Origin of the sequence: Mycoplasmopsis gallinacea (assembly GCF_900660495.1) — a bacterium.
In the GTDB taxonomy this organism is placed as follows: domain Bacteria; phylum Bacillota_I; class Bacilli_A; order Mycoplasmatales; family Metamycoplasmataceae; genus Mycoplasmopsis; species Mycoplasmopsis gallinacea.
On the sequence record NZ_LR214950.1, the window covers coordinates 162,124 to 177,394 of the forward strand.

Sequence of the window (15,271 nt, forward strand, 5' to 3'; positions counted from 1 at the left end):
AAAATATGGAATTTGTGTTCCATATTTTTTATTTATTTTAACAACGTTTAAAATTAATTGACATTACAAAAATAACTTTTAATGAATCAAAATCATCCATTGATGATTTTGTGTTTGATATAACAGTGAAAGAATTCAATAGGTGCGAAATTAAAAACAAATAAAGTTCTGAGTTTCCAAGTTAAAACTGTTTAAAAAACGAATACATCTGCTATATAGACGTATTCGTTTTTTTGTCTTAAAAATCTCTGGTTTACAAGTTACTTCAATTATGAAATAAAAATTAGTCACTGTCTGTTTTTTTATGCATCTAAAAATTCAAATATTTCTCTGAATTCTGAAATTTCTCCACGTTTTAATGCTTCATTTAATTTTTCGTTAGTTGAAGCTCCTGAAAAAACTTTTTCACTAGTTTCATAGTTATAATGACAAATCATTAAGGTTACATGAACTGCTGAATTATCTAATAATTTTAAGCTATTTAATTTCTTTGTTTCAGAAATGTATTCATGATATGATTCTAAAATTTTTTGAGTTTTATCTTTATCATAATCATTAGTAGCATTTTTTATTTCGATCGTTATATTATTTTCACCTAAATGATTTTTATATTTAATTGCCATATCAGGATATGAGTTTGCGATATTTAAATCAACATCATAGTATTCAAAACCTAAACCATGGTGTACTGGATTTTTAGTTCAAACTGTTATTTTCTTGACTCTATCACTATTTTTAACAAATTCTAAAAATGATTGGAAAATTGCATGTTCAGTTTTGGAATCAAAAAAATGTAAATGTTCATATTTTTTAATTGGATTGTAGTAAGCATATTTATAACGTTCTTCTGAATCTATTCTAAGTTTATTAGAAGCTTCTGTTTTAAGCATAAAATCATTATTGAAAGGTAATGTTTTATAGTTTGATAACACATATTCTTGCTCATTATTTTGACTCTTTACAAGTTTAATTTGGCGTTGTCTTTCTTCTTTTAATTGATGTAAATAAATTTTAAAGAATATGAAGTAAAACATTTGTTTGGAAATAGCAAAATCTCAACTAATGTTTTGATAAATATTTTCAAGTATTTCCTTATTTATTAAATTCTTGTTGATATTAAATTGTTCTTCATTATAAATTTGCAAATCAATTGAGTTTTTTAACTCTCTTGATATTTTTCGCTTAGTTGTTCCGTTAAAATCAGTGATTCTTTCTTCATCAGGCGTGATAAAACCATATTTTTGATATTGTTGTTTGAAATTTTCATATGCTGATTTAACTTTGACCTTACTTACTAATTCAAAAGCTTTTTCAGAATATTCTTTAGATAAAATTGATTTTTTTAAAATTCTTTTATCAATTCTTCCGGTTATAAATTTTTCTGTTTCAAAATTTGGTCTAAGTTTCATGTTTATACGAATACTGTCGGTTGGTTTGATGCTATTGCTATAAATATAGTAATTTCAACGAATTGAATTTTTATCATTTTCAATTTCATCTTCCTCAATAACTTTATATTCTGGATTAGGATTTCTCTTTATTCTTCCAATTACTTGAGTGTTTAGATTTTTTGAAGATACATCTCTTAATTGAACAAGCATACATGCTCTAGGTATGTTTCAACCAGTAGCTGGACCTATTTTGAAAATAACTACATCTATTGGGCTTAAGTTGTCTGAAATAGATCTAAGGTTAACTTTACCTCTTAGATTACTTTCAGATTTATCATCACTAAAATAAGTAACCCATGAAAGATTATATTTATCTAAAATGTTTTTAATATTTTGGATTTTAGAGTTAAAAGTTTCTTCTTTGCCAGAATACTTATCTTCGATTTGGATCAACATAGCTGGATTAATACCTATTAATGATTTTTCATTTTCAGAATCACTATATGCACGTTTAATATCTAGGAATTTTTTACATGCTATTTCAAGCAAAGCATTATCATCAATTAATTCTAAATCTTCTTGTTCGGCTATTCCATCATTTAACTTAAGTTGGTTTTTTAATAATTTAATGTTATCTTTTTCTAAATCTGCTTCTTCGATAACAACTTGATTATGCATTCCGTTTGGTGTTGCAGTCATCTTAATGATATAATCAGCTGTTTTTTGCGTTAAAAATTCGAATTTTGCACTTGAATTAACGGTGTCAGAGTTTAAAATATTTTCACTATTTTTATTATCAATATCTAGATATTTGGTGCTGTTTACACGTTTACTTAAAGCATCACCACCATAGTGAGCTTCATCTCTAATGTAAATAATGCCTCAATTATTATCTTTGATTTCTTTTAAAAAAGCACTGTATATACCACGTTCTAAACTAGGACACGAAATATGGACACATAAACTAGGACACGAAATATGGACACAACCATTTCGCGTCCTAGTTTAGTTTTATTTCTGTTTTGTATCTAATTATTTTTCTGACACTGACGCGATAAAGGTTTGCAAGTTCTTTGTTTGTCCTTTTATTTCAAAGTCTTAAAAAAACCGACATTATGTGGGCTTTTATCTCTTCATAATCACTCATTTTTTCATGTGTTGTAATTTTAAACACACTCATAGTCACTCCTTATTAATTAAAATTTTATCTAAGATGTAGATTTTATTTTTAAAACTCTAGGGTGTGACATTTCGTTTAATATTTATTAAAAACTCAGGTTGAACTCATTTTTTTATACCCTTTTTTAAAAAATGATAAAATAAAAAAGGTATGAAAATAGTGTCAAATAATAAAAGAGTTTCGCATAATTATGAGATTTTAGAACGTTATGAAGCAGGTATTTCACTTCTTGGCTGAGAAGTAAAAAGTGCCAGAGCTTCTTCAATTGATCTTTCAAATGCGTTTTGTTCAATTTATAAAAACGAAATTTATTTAAAAGAGGCTTATTTTAAGCAATATATGCTTGTTAAAGGTGATGAATTTCGTGATCGTAAATTACTTATGAACAAACGCGAAATTAGAAAGTTAAAATTCATTTCAGAAACTCAACCAGTAACAATCATACCTACTAAAATTTACTTTAATAATGCTTCTAAAGTTAAAGTAGAAATAGCTATTGCTAAAGGGTTGAAAAAATACGACAAGAGAGAAAAAATAGCTAAAGAAGAAGCGCAAAAAAGATTGCAAAAAACCTTAAAACTATATCAATAGTCCTATAACATGGGGGTGTAATGGTTTCGACACATTTAGGGACTTACATAATGCAGTAGTGTGGCAGACTATAATTGCTACTAGGCTTTCTTAAACGGAAAATCAAAAGAAAAAGAATTCAATGCATTTGCATTAATGAATTCACAACAATCAAATCTTGCTTTTGCTTAATTAAATGCAATCAAGTTGCTTTAAGTAACTCCTTTAGCTTAAAGTAGGTCTTAAAGGATATATAACTAAAACTGACAAGTTAGTTATGAATTTTTGTCAAATTGCAGGGATTAATTTTCTTTCATTTTATGCTTGCAATTACAAAATGAAATAAACTGTAGATTTGTGTATGAGCTTTAAGTGTGGACACGGGTTCGACTCCCGTCATCTCCACCATTTGCTGTTATAGTTTAATTGGCAAAACGTTTGACTCGTAATCAAAAATTGCAAGTTCGATTCTTGTTAGCAGCACCAATATTTTTAGTTCTATTTAGATACCATATTATTGAAAAACTAAATGACACTTCACCAAAAGGTGAAGTTTTTTAATAATGATTTTTTAAGCTTTAATTATTTAATATAATTAAACAAAGGTAAGAAATGAATAAAAAAGACATAATAATTAAGTGAATCCAAACTTTTAACATTACCAAAACTTCTGTACCTAAAAACACAGAGTATTTGGAAAATTTAGCAGCTGAAGATGAAGCGTTTTGACAGCTTCCGCACTTTAATAATAATGGTATTTGGTTAAAAAATGAAGAGCAACTTTCTTACTCTTCAATTAACCTTTATGTTGTTTTATCTTTAGTAAACACAATGCTTGTTAAAAATAGAGACAAAAAAGATAAGAAGATCTTTTTATTTTTTGATAAGACAATTGACAAAAATATTGAAAAAAACACCATCTTCTTTTTAAAAAGTAAAGACTTTTTTGTTTACAAGCCTAACTATGTAACTATTGATGAATTAATTACTCTTTATAGCATTAGAGAAAGTCAAATCCCAATTGCAATTACTATAACTTACAATGCTTTTAGAGATCTTTATGTTGTTAAACTTTATGAAGATGGTAAAGAAATTAATCAAAAAGACTATCAACAAATTTTAAGATATTTAATTAATGAAAAACACTCTTTTGAATTTATTCAAAACGAAGAAGTGTTTGAAATTAACACTGATAAAATTTTGAAGGAAATTGTAAATGACTTCAATTTTCTTGAAGAAAAGAATAATTTATATCTTAATGAAACCCTAAATGTAGCAACTATTATCGAAGATTCAAACACTAACTTTTTCATATCTTCACTGCTAACTAATTTCAATATTAAGCACACTAAGTTAAACCCATTTCTTCATAATAAAATCACTCGAGGTTCATTATTTTTTAATCGAATTTTGCAATCAAAATTTAGATATGATATGGTTTTTACTATTAATAAGCAAAATAAAATTTCAATTTATGCTAAGTATCAAAACAAGTTAGTTAAATTAACAACTGATCAAATTATTTACTTTTATTTAAACTTTTTCTTTTTAAATTGAAAAAATAGCCTTAAAAACAAAAGTAAGAAACTTTTTATTCCAATTGATAGTGGTTTTTTAGTCACTAATTTAGTTAAAGGTTACCGCTTTGAAGCTCTATACGAAAATGAAATTAAAGATAATTCTAATATCATTTTCGGAAGTGATGGAACTTCATTTTCACACAACCGCTTTAATCTTTTTCAAGAGAGCAACCTTAGTTTCTTGCTCAATTTCATTCACCTTTTTTATATTTATAAAAATAGCAATACTATTTTTAATTACAAGTACAAAAAAATGCTTGAATTTGGTTCAGAATATAAGGTTAAAACATTAAGAATTTCAGCTCCAGATCCAGAACATCTAAAAGAGAATGTATATGATTTTTTTGCCATCGGTGAAAAGCTATCAAAAGAATTTCAAATCGATAAAATTATTAAAAATGATTATGCTTCAGCTAGATTTGATCACCTTTTAGCTCTTGAAATTTCATCTAATGAATGCGTTGGAAAAGTGTATTTAAAATACGATTATTATGAGAAAAAAGTGTTTGTAAAATGTGAAGTTCATCAAGAAAAATTCCAAAGAAGAGCCATTGCAATTTATCAATTTAAAAAACTTATTAATTCGCTTAAAAACAAAGTAAAAGTTTTGATTAAAAGATAAACAATTTAATATAATTTAAAAACTATATATAACTATTTAAAATAGTTAAAATCAAGGAGATAAAATGTTTTCTAAAGTAAAAGGAACTAGAGACTTAAACATTTGCGAAACAACTTTCAAAGACTATAATTTAAATTTAATTAAAGATATCCTTAATGAATATGGTTTTCAAAGAGTAGAAACACCAATTATTGAACATTCAGAACTTTTCAAAAGAAGTGTTGAAGGAAGCGATTTAGTTAATAAAGAAATGTACGATTTTATAGATAAAGGAAATCGCGAAATTACTCTCAGACCTGAAGGGACTGCTTCATTTGTACGTGCTTATGTGGAAAATAAATGATTTGCTAATAATATGCACCAAAAATTCTATTACTATGGACCTATGTTTCGTTATGAGCAACCACAAAAAGGTAGATATAGACAATTTGACCAACTAGGAGTGGAATTTGTAGGTGATAAAAATCCTTACAAAGATGCTGATGTCATTGCGCTTGGAAATTTAATTTTAAATGAAGTAGAACTTAAAAACTTTAGATTAGAAATTAATAGCGTAGGTGATGAAGAAAGCAGAAGAAAATACCAGCAGGCATTGCAAGAATACTTTAAAGATTTTTATAACGAACTTAGTGAAACTTCTAAAAAACGTTTTGATCAAGGAAATTGCTTAAGAATTTTAGATGATAAAGAAGATTCACAAAAACCATTTATGCAAAATGTGCCGCAGCTTAAAGATTATCTTTCAGAAGCTTCAAGACAATACTTTAATGACTTACTTGCAATCTTAGATGAAAAAGATATTAAGTATGTTGTGTCAAATAAATTAGTTCGTGGGCTTGATTATTATGATGAAATTGTTTTTGAGTTTATTGCTATTGACAAAAACGCAGGAAGTCAAAATGCTGTAATTGGTGGTGGAAGATACTCAAGATTAATCAATCAACTTGGTGGACCAGAGCTTTCAAGTGTTGGATTTGGTCTTGGAATTGATCGCTTACTTTCAATTTTATATGATAATAATAACTCAATTCAAGAGCAAAGTAAAAAAGCTAGCGAAGATTACTTTGTGTATGTTGCTTTTTCAAATAATAAGCTTGCTCTTAGAAACTTCTTCATTATTTTAGATACTTTAAGACAAGAATTTGGATGATTGCGCTTTTATTTTGAATATGATCTTGTTAAGTCTAAAAAAGTGCTTGATCGTGCAAATAAGGTTAATGCTCGCTTTTTAATTACTGATAATCAAGAAGGTCTTATTTATGTCAAAGATCTTCAAAACAAAAATTCAAACATTCACACTGAATTTATTGATCCACAAACTCTCGAATTTGAAGAGGATATGTTAGAACATTTAAGTGAGATTTTTGAAGAAGAATACCAAAAATTACAAGGTGAATTAGAATAAAAAGGATGAATATGAATAAATTGATTAAAAACAATCAACTACGTTTAAGTGATGTTGGTAATGAAGTTACTCTTTATGGATGAGTAGCAAATAAACGTCGTTTTGGTGAAATTAATTTTGTGGATTTAAGAGATAGATTCGGAATTACTCAACTTGTTTTTAATGAGCCAATTAATTTTCCAAAAGAAACAGTTTTAGAAGTTAAAGGAACTGTTGTTGCTAGAAAAGATCCAAATGATAAAATCGAAACTGGTCAAATTGAAGTTATTGTTTCATCATACAAAATTTTCTCAACAGCTAATGAACTTCCATTCCCAATTAGAGATGATATTGATGTTAAAGAAGAACTTAGATTAAAATACAGATTTTTAGATTTACGTCGCCCAATTATGCAAGAAACTATTTTACTTAAAAATAAAGTTTATTTTGCAATGCGTGAATACTTACAAAGTCAAGATTTTAATGAACTTGAAACACCAATTTTATCTAAAGCTACACCAGAAGGTGCTAGAGACTTTTTAGTCCCAACACGTAAATATAATTCATTTTTTGCTCTTCCACAATCTCCGCAACTTTTCAAACAACTTTTGATGATTGCTGGTTTTGAAAGATACTACCAATTTGCTCGTTGTTTTAGAGATGAAGATTCAAGAAAAGACCGCCAACCTGAATTTACCCAACTTGATATGGAAGTAAGTTTTATGGATGTGGAAGTGTTTCAAAGTAAAATTGAAGAGATGTTCAAACACTTTATGAAAAAAGTTATGAACGTTGACATTCAAATTCCATTCCAAAGACTTAAATTTGACGACTGTATCCGTGATTATGGTTCAGATAAGCCGGATTTAAGATATGAAGTAAAAATTAAAGATGAACCTTCTTTCTGCAACTCAACTGAATTTAACATTATTAAAGATGCTCCAAGTAAGAGATACTTACAAATCGAAGAAATAATTTCTAAGAAGGATTTCAAAAAACTTGAAGAAATTGCTAAGAAAAACAAAGTTAAAGCTTTATTCTATTTCGCTATTGAAAATGGAGCAGTGGTTCACTCAAATTTTGCTTCTAAAGTTGCTAATGAAGTAAATGCGTTTATTAAAGATAAAAACATTCAAAATGGAACTGTATTTTTCTGTTGTGATAAATACGAAAATGCTTCACAAGCTCTTGGTGCTCTTCGGGTAGAACTTAATAGTTGATTTAACTGAGCTAGAGAAGAATATAACTTCTCATGAATTATTGATTGACCAATGTTTGAACATGATGAAGAGACAAATACTTGAGCTGCAGCACACCATCCATTTACTCAATTTGATCATGATCTGGAAGATTTAGATAAACTTCCAATGGATAAAATTAGAGCTAAAAGTTATGATCTTGTGCTTAATGGGTTTGAATTAGGTTCAGGAAGTGCTAGAATTTATGACCAAAAAACACAAGAGAAAATGTTTGATTTAATTGGAATTTCAAAAGAAGAACAAAAATCTCGTTTTGGTTTCTTCTTAAAAGCTTTTGAATACGGAGTACCTCCACATTGTGGAATTGGTCTTGGGATGGATCGTTTAATTATGATTTTAGCAAAACAAAAAACAATTAGAGATGTTATTCCATTCCCTAAAAATGCAAAAAATGATGACGTATTCACTGAAGCTCCATCTTCAGTTACCCAAGAACAACTTGATGAACTTTTTATTGCTTTAAATAAAAAAGAAGAACAACAAGAATAATAAAAAATAGGAGAAAAAATGCATTCAATAAAAAAATATTTATTAAAACCAGATTTTTACGATGGCTGAGAAGTAACATTACAAGGATGAGTTTCTTCAAATAGAGGAAATAAAAAAATTCGTTTCGTTTCATTAAACGATGGTTCTACAGTTAAAAACATTCAAATCGTTTTCAAATCAGAAACATTTGATCTTGAGTTAGTAGATTCATTAAGAACAGGTGCTGCTTTAGTAGTTAAAGGAACTCTTCATTCAACACCTGAAGCAAAACAACCAATTGAACTTCAAGCTTCAGAAATTGTTAGCTACAAAAACGTTGATCAAGATTATCCAATTCAAAACCAAGAAATGAAAATGGACGTATTAAGAGAATTGCCACATATGCGTCACCGTACAAGTTTAATTAAAGCAATTATGCTTATCCGTTCAACCCTTGCTCAAGAAGTTCATAAATACTTTGCAGCTAGATATTTTTACTATATGAACAGCCCTATTATTACTTCAAATGATGGTGAAGGAGCAGGTGAAACATTTAACGTCAGTGATGGTTCGAAAGATGGGTTCTTTGGAAAAGGAAACAAAGCAACATTAGGTGTAACAGGACAACTTCATGGTGAAAGTTATGCTATTGGAATGAACAAAATCTATACTTTCGCGCCTACATTTAGGGCAGAAAACTCAAACACAAAACGTCACCTTGCAGAATTTTGAATGATTGAGCCAGAAGTTGCTTTTTATGATTTACATGATGCAATTAAACTTGCTCACAACTTAATTAAAGTAGTTGTAAGAAACGTATTACACAAAAACAAATTTGAACTTGAATATATCGAAGAAACATTGCAAAATGGAATTATTGAAAGATTAGAAAAATTTGTTGAAAGCTCTCTTAAAATCGTGGATTACAAAGAAGTTTTAGAAATTTTAGATAAAGTAAAAGATCGTTTTGAAGATAAAAATATTCACTTTGGTTTGGATCTTGGTTCAGAACACGAAAGATACTTAACAGATGAATACTTTAAAGCTCCAGTTGCAGTTATTAACTTCCCTAAAGATTTTAAAGCTTTTTATATGTATCAAAATGAAGATGGAAAAACAGTTGCTGCCTTTGATCTTTTAGTGCCAGGAGTTGGTGAAATGGTAGGTGGAAGCCAAAGAGAAAGCGATTATGACAAATTATTAAAAAGAGTGCAAGAACTTGGAATCGATGAAAAAGACTTACAATGATACCTTGACCTTCGTCGTTTTGGGCACGCTGCATCAGCTGGATTTGGAATTGGTTTTGAACGTCTTGTAATGTACGTAACAGGTATTGAAAACATCCGTGATGTTATCCCTTATCCAAGAACCGCTGGAAATATTAGAATGTAATTTTAATCCTTAATAAAAACGAAATATGGCAATCCATATTTCGTTTTTATTTAATATAAAGTACAATTTATTTATGAAACAAATAAATTTTTTCAAGTATCAAGATTGCCAAATTGAATATTTAAAAATAGACAATAACTCAAAAGAAAACATTTTACTTATTCATGGTTTTAGTGCAGATTTTGACTATTATCACAAATTTTATGATTATATTGATTCGCATAATATTCATGCTCTAAACGCACCTTTTCATGGTAATAGCACTGGTTCAAAAGTAACAATGAATATGGACTATATCTTGGAAATTTTGGAATTTTATATTACAAGCAACAAACTTAAAAATTTAAACATTATTGGTCATTCAATGGGCGGCGGGCTCGCAATGATGCTAGTGAAAAAATTTGGAGATATTATCAAAAACATCATTTTAGTTGGCCCAATGAGTAGATCGGGCCTTGTGAAAACAGAAGTATTTAAAGAAAGTTTTTTTCCACGTAATATCAAAGAATATGAAAAATTAGCTGCTTTATGTTATTACGATCCAAATATAGTGCTAAAAAATCCAGAATATATGCAAATGCTTGATAATTATTTTAAGAATAATCAAGAAAAATTAGACTATATTTATGAACTAGGACACTCACTTCCTAACTTAGAAAATATGGATAAAATCGATGAAGGAATTGCAAATTATAAAGGAAATTTATATTTATTATATGGTGATCATGATGGGATTATAGATACAGAAAAAATCAGTAATTATTATCATTTTCTTAATCCAAATACTAAAACAATTATTTTTCAAAACGCTGGACATAGTCCTTGATTCGAAAAAGAAAATAGCTTTTTTGGATTAATAGATTTACTTTTAAACAGATAATAATTTCTTTTATTTATTACCTTTAGAAAAACAGTGTGCAAAAATTATTTTTTATTCAAATTTTTTACTTATTTGAATTTTGTGCTCTTTTTTTTTTTTTTTTTTGAGTAAAATTTTATTAGACACTTAAAAAGGAGCAATAAATGAAATTATTTAATAAGAAATTTCTTACTAGTTTTGGTTTAGTTTTAACTACCTCAGCATCACCATTAATTTTATTTTCATGTGGTAATACTAATGCTAATGTTAATGGCAATACTAAACCTTCAACTGACACTTCAAAAACACAAGAAGAACCAAAAAGACCAGTTAATGATACTTTTACAGTAAATTATTCATTAGATATTGCTAACGTAGCTGATTTAAAAACTGCATCAAGTCAATTAAGTGAATATGAAACAAAACTAAGGGAATTTGAATCTCAAGGCGCAGAAATTAAAAAAATAAAGTTAAACACACAATTAAATATTGGAAGTTTCCATTTACCTCAAACACCTAAAGCAGTAACTTTAACAAAAGATGAATATATTGAATTAGTTAAACCATTTTTAGATGATAATAGTCCTTTTTTCTCAACTAACTGAGAATTATCGCTTCCGGTTCAAGTAACAAATGCTACTGAAGCAAAAGAATTCGAAAAAGAATTTCAAAATTTCTTCAACAACTTTTATGTAACAGAACAATGATTTAAAGGTGAATTAAAACCTTTAACAGACGCAGCTAAAACAAATAGATTAAATCCATTTATTAACAAAATCACATTAGCTGATGCTCAAAAGAAAAACAAATTAAATGAGTATAATGCAGTAGTTGCAAAAATTAAAGAATTCATTAAACAAACTGCTAATGTTCAATTAAGTGATGATTTACAAATTATTGAAATTGACCCAGATTATGGAGCGAACTGAGGTATTACATTAAAATTCCAAACACAAAGCGGAGTTCAAACAGGTAATATAAGACTTGATCTTAAAAAAGCAAATGCTTCATGAACAGCTGCACAAATTGAAGAAAAAAACGCAAATAACCAGTGAATTAAAAGAGCTAAAAACGAAATTAATAAAGTTTTAGCTAACCAAACAGTTTCAGCATTATTAAAAGTATTAAAAACTCAATTTATCTTAAACTTTAACGAAAATGAAATTCAAACATTAGCTACAAAAATTGTTGAATTAGTTCAAGATTATACTTTTAAAGCTATTCCTGTTTCTTTCGTAATTCCTAATTTTGTTAAAAATGCTGTTAAAAATAAATTAGTATCATTTATTACACCAATTATTAAATCTAAATTATTAACTTACACAAACAATACAAAAGTTAAATTAGTAGAAATTGCAAATAGAAGAAATTCACAATAATAAAATGATCCTGTAATTACTTACAGGATTTTTTATATATTGAAATTTAACTTTTCGACAATTTTCATTGCTTAAATTAGGACTTAGTATTGACTATAACCTGAACAAGAAAATGCAAGAGAAAAGTATGGATCAAAGGTATGTTTTTTGTGTTTTTTGATACCATTCGCATTGAAATGTAAATTGCAATCAATCAATCAATGCATTGAAACTAAAGGTTATTGTTAATTTATAAATTTTATTTATTTGATTTTACGACTACCCATTTACCTGATTTAGTAGAACCCTCTCTTTTAATCAGATCATTAGATTTAAGTTTTCTTAAGTGATATCAGACGCCATCCTCTGTTATTTCTTTAAACTCATTTGCTATCTGTTTTGCAGTAATATTTGTATTGTTTTTTATAAGAAGCAATATCTGTTCTTTAATATTAATATTTTCTTCGTTAGTTTCAGAAGTTTCTTTGGTAGTTCCATCGATTTCTTTGGTAGTGCTAACGTTAAAGTCTTTCAAAAATTCTGAATTTATTGTCATAACTGCATTGGTGTAATTGTCATTTTCATTGTCGGGATAAAATTTTAGTTCAGGAGAAGAATTTTTAAATAGAGCGTCTTTTGCTCTTCTTATACCTGAACCATAATACTCTATTAAATTTAATTTGAAAAACATATCTTTAATTTCTTTATTTAGATATTGTCTTCTGTCAAAACTTCTTTCATTATTTAGAGCTTCAATAGTTACAGGTGGAAGAGTTCTGTTGTGATTTACAAAAGAAATTCTATCATTATAAATAATATATATCCCTACATACTCAGGTGTATCATATTCTTTATGTAAAATAGCATTAGTAGCAAGTTCTTCAAACGCTGTAAGTGGATAATTGTAAATAATCTTATGTTCAATTTTATCAGATTCTCTAATGGTAAAGGAAGCCATAATATTGTCTTCGAAATATTTACTAACTTGTTTAGCTTGTATTCAAACTGGTCCATCAAATCTTTTTGATTCCATTTTATCTGTGCCATCAATTTCTCTTATGATTTCGACATGGGCATTAGTAATAAATTTATTTGGTGTTTCAGCAAACATCAACACAGCAAAATTTTTAGCTCTATAACCACCATACTCACTTTCACTCACAAGACCCATGCTTTTAGCCATATCCAACTTAGACATTTCTCTAATGTCTTTTTTTGATCCTATCAGAAGTAAATATTCTTTCATGTATTCATAGTTTAAATAGTCTATAGTTGCTGTATCATTTAAATTGGAACTAAAAGAAAAATTTGCAATTTTTTTAGTAGTTCAAATTCTTATGTTGGGTTTGGCAATCTTGAATCTCTACCAACTCTAATATATCTTCCCGGTTTTAGATTAATATCTTTATCTCTTTCCGCTTTTTCAGTTGTTTGAAACGGTCCATTAATACCGCTCTCTACTGCAATAACAATATAGTATTCATCGTCAATTTTATCAGTAATTATATGATAATTGATTTTAGGACGAATATTAGATAGGAGAGATTTTAATTCATTTTCAATAACTTCAATTTCAGACTCTTTTATACCTATTATTGGCCTTTTTGGAATTGCCTTTTCTCTACTTTCTTTATTATAAATCTCTTCAATCCCTATAAATAATAGACCTATCTCATTATTCATATAGTTATTAGCAAAAGCGCAAGCAGTTTTTAGAATTTTATCTTTAAAATTCGCTGACTTTTTATATTCGATAAAGCTATTTTCTATATTTTGTTTTTCAAGAATGTTATGAGCCATTCTCTTTATATCTAAAAGACGCATATTATTTCCTTTTCAAAAATCATAATGTTATCTATATTTAGATTATAAAAAAAGTAGTACAAAAATTCATAAATGCTTATAAAGTAAAAACCTATCAAATCAAAAAACAAAGAAATAAAAACACAATAAAAAGCCTGGATTATAACCATTCCTTTTATTGTGTTTCGGATCGCTCCATCACAATTTAAATTAAAATCGATTAAAAGAGATTTAGTTTTTTGCTTTCTAATTAAAGCTGAATATCATCAATTCTTATCGGTGATATTTTGTTTTCTTTTTCACTCATTTCAATAATTACTGCGTTAAATTGAGTATTATTTGGACTAACTTCAAACTTTTCCTTACTTCCATAACGCATTTTTTTATACACTTGTTCATAGTTAGCACCAATTGCAGCATTTTGTGGTCCGCACATTCCAGCGTCACTAATGTAAGCTGTTCCATTTGGTAATGTTCGATAATCATTAGTTTGAACATGTGTATGTGTGCCGCAAACTGCATTGACTTTACCATCTAAATATAAACCTAAAACATTTTTTTCACTTGTAGTTTCAGCATGAAAATCTACAAAACGAAAATCGACATTTTCTGTACTATCTAAAAGAATATCGACACTATCAAAAAAGTTTAATGCTTCTTCTTCGTTTCAAGGTGACATTAAGGTGTTAAAAGTAATTCCCATTAAAGAAATTACTTGCAATTTAAAACCTTTAACATCAAAGGTTTTGCTTCCTACCCCTGGGTAATCAATTGGAATATTTAAAGGTCTAATTACATCTGAATTCTCAATGAAATTGTAAATATCAGGATTAGCTCACACATGATTCCCCATTGTAATGGCATTAATACCTATATTTTTGAGTCTAAGATAATCTTGATTGTCAAGACCCTTTCTACCAGTTACGTTTTCACCTTGTGCAATTACAAAGTCAATATTATTTTGTTTAATTATTTCTGGTAATACTTTTTCAACGGTTGTAACTCCTGGTTCACCGAAAATATCACCGATAAAAAGTACGTTGATTTTTTTCATGTTTATATTATATATGTTAAGAACAAATGTTTAATATATTAATTAATAAAAATTGGAAAAGTGACGCGCAAGTTAAGTGGTAAAAAATAACAATGCTTTTTTAATGTTTAAATTATAAAAAAATTAGTGCAAAAAATGAAGAAATAGTGACAAAAGCAAAATCAAAAGCGCAAGCCCTTGTGGCTTGTTTTCTTATAAATTTTGAAGTTCTTTTGCTTCTTTTCTGCGAAAGAAAAGGAGGCCCGTGCGGCAGCACAATCATTGAATCTGTGTCTAAAGATAGACATAGCACAACACCGCAAAAAAATAGCATTTCACATTAAATGGGCTTCAGTCACTAAAATCTAGTTT

At 27.9% G+C, this 15,271-nt stretch carries 11 protein-coding genes, 1 tRNA gene and 1 other RNA gene; 9 read left to right on the forward strand and 4 right to left on the reverse strand.

All coding sequences use genetic code 4. The annotated features are described in order from the left end of the window. Positions 1-302: 302 nt before the first annotated feature. Positions 303-2,090 carry a DEAD/DEAH box helicase gene (locus tag EXC51_RS00495; RefSeq protein ID WP_129620028.1) on the reverse strand — a complete coding sequence of 596 codons (1,788 nt, stop codon included), beginning with the start codon at positions 2,088-2,090 and terminating at the stop codon, positions 303-305. A 631-nt stretch (positions 2,091-2,721) separates the two neighbouring features. On the opposite strand from EXC51_RS00495, the gene smpB reads away from it, so the two are divergent. The 9 genes from smpB (at position 2,722) to EXC51_RS00540 (ending at position 12,084) form a co-directional block, all read left to right on the forward strand. Next, positions 2,722-3,162, forward strand: coding sequence for an SsrA-binding protein (smpB, locus tag EXC51_RS00500; RefSeq protein ID WP_129620029.1), 441 nt, complete (start codon positions 2,722-2,724; stop codon positions 3,160-3,162). 11 nt (positions 3,163-3,173) lie between these two features. Continuing rightward, positions 3,174-3,549: a transfer-messenger RNA gene (ssrA, locus tag EXC51_RS00505) on the forward strand. A 3-nt stretch (positions 3,550-3,552) separates the two neighbouring features. Further along, positions 3,553-3,627 (forward strand) — tRNA-Thr (locus tag EXC51_RS00510). A 126-nt stretch (positions 3,628-3,753) separates the two neighbouring features. Beyond that, the gene (locus tag EXC51_RS00515; RefSeq protein ID WP_129620030.1) at positions 3,754-5,343 is read left to right on the forward strand and encodes an MAG5620 family putative phospho-sugar mutase; all 1,590 of its coding nucleotides are present in this window, start codon (positions 3,754-3,756) and stop codon (positions 5,341-5,343) included. A 64-nt stretch (positions 5,344-5,407) separates the two neighbouring features. Further along, complete coding sequence (hisS, locus tag EXC51_RS00520; protein WP_129620031.1) at positions 5,408-6,748, forward strand: histidine--tRNA ligase; 1,341 nt, start codon at positions 5,408-5,410, stop codon at positions 6,746-6,748. An 11-nt stretch (positions 6,749-6,759) separates the two neighbouring features. Next, positions 6,760-8,475, forward strand: coding sequence for an aspartate--tRNA ligase (aspS, locus tag EXC51_RS00525; protein ID WP_129620032.1), 1,716 nt, complete (start codon positions 6,760-6,762; stop codon positions 8,473-8,475). An 18-nt stretch (positions 8,476-8,493) separates the two neighbouring features. Then, positions 8,494-9,846 (forward strand): asparagine--tRNA ligase, encoded by a 1,353-nt coding sequence (asnS, locus tag EXC51_RS00530; RefSeq protein ID WP_129620033.1) that lies wholly within the window; start codon positions 8,494-8,496, stop codon positions 9,844-9,846. Between the two features lie 73 nt (positions 9,847-9,919). Continuing rightward, a complete protein-coding gene (locus EXC51_RS00535) occupies positions 9,920-10,726 on the forward strand; it encodes an alpha/beta fold hydrolase (RefSeq protein ID WP_165001806.1) in 807 nt (268 codons plus the stop codon). A gap of 143 nt (positions 10,727-10,869) precedes the next feature. Next, positions 10,870-12,084 (forward strand): hypothetical protein, encoded by a 1,215-nt coding sequence (locus EXC51_RS00540; RefSeq protein ID WP_129620035.1) that lies wholly within the window; start codon positions 10,870-10,872, stop codon positions 12,082-12,084. A gap of 238 nt (positions 12,085-12,322) precedes the next feature. Here the strand turns inward: EXC51_RS00540 and EXC51_RS04195 are convergent, their stop codons facing one another. The 3 genes from EXC51_RS04195 to EXC51_RS00550 form a co-directional block, all read right to left on the reverse strand. Continuing rightward, positions 12,323-13,246, reverse strand: a complete 924-nt coding sequence (locus EXC51_RS04195) for an ATP-binding protein (RefSeq protein WP_223211640.1) — start codon at positions 13,244-13,246, stop codon at positions 12,323-12,325. Positions 13,247-13,398: 152 nt separating this feature from the next. Further along, complete coding sequence (locus EXC51_RS04200) at positions 13,399-13,887, reverse strand: AlbA family DNA-binding domain-containing protein (protein ID WP_223211641.1); 489 nt, start codon at positions 13,885-13,887, stop codon at positions 13,399-13,401. Between the two features lie 229 nt (positions 13,888-14,116). Then, complete coding sequence (locus EXC51_RS00550; protein ID WP_187468994.1) at positions 14,117-14,920, reverse strand: TIGR00282 family metallophosphoesterase; 804 nt, start codon at positions 14,918-14,920, stop codon at positions 14,117-14,119. Between the last annotated feature and the right edge of the window lie 351 nt (positions 14,921-15,271).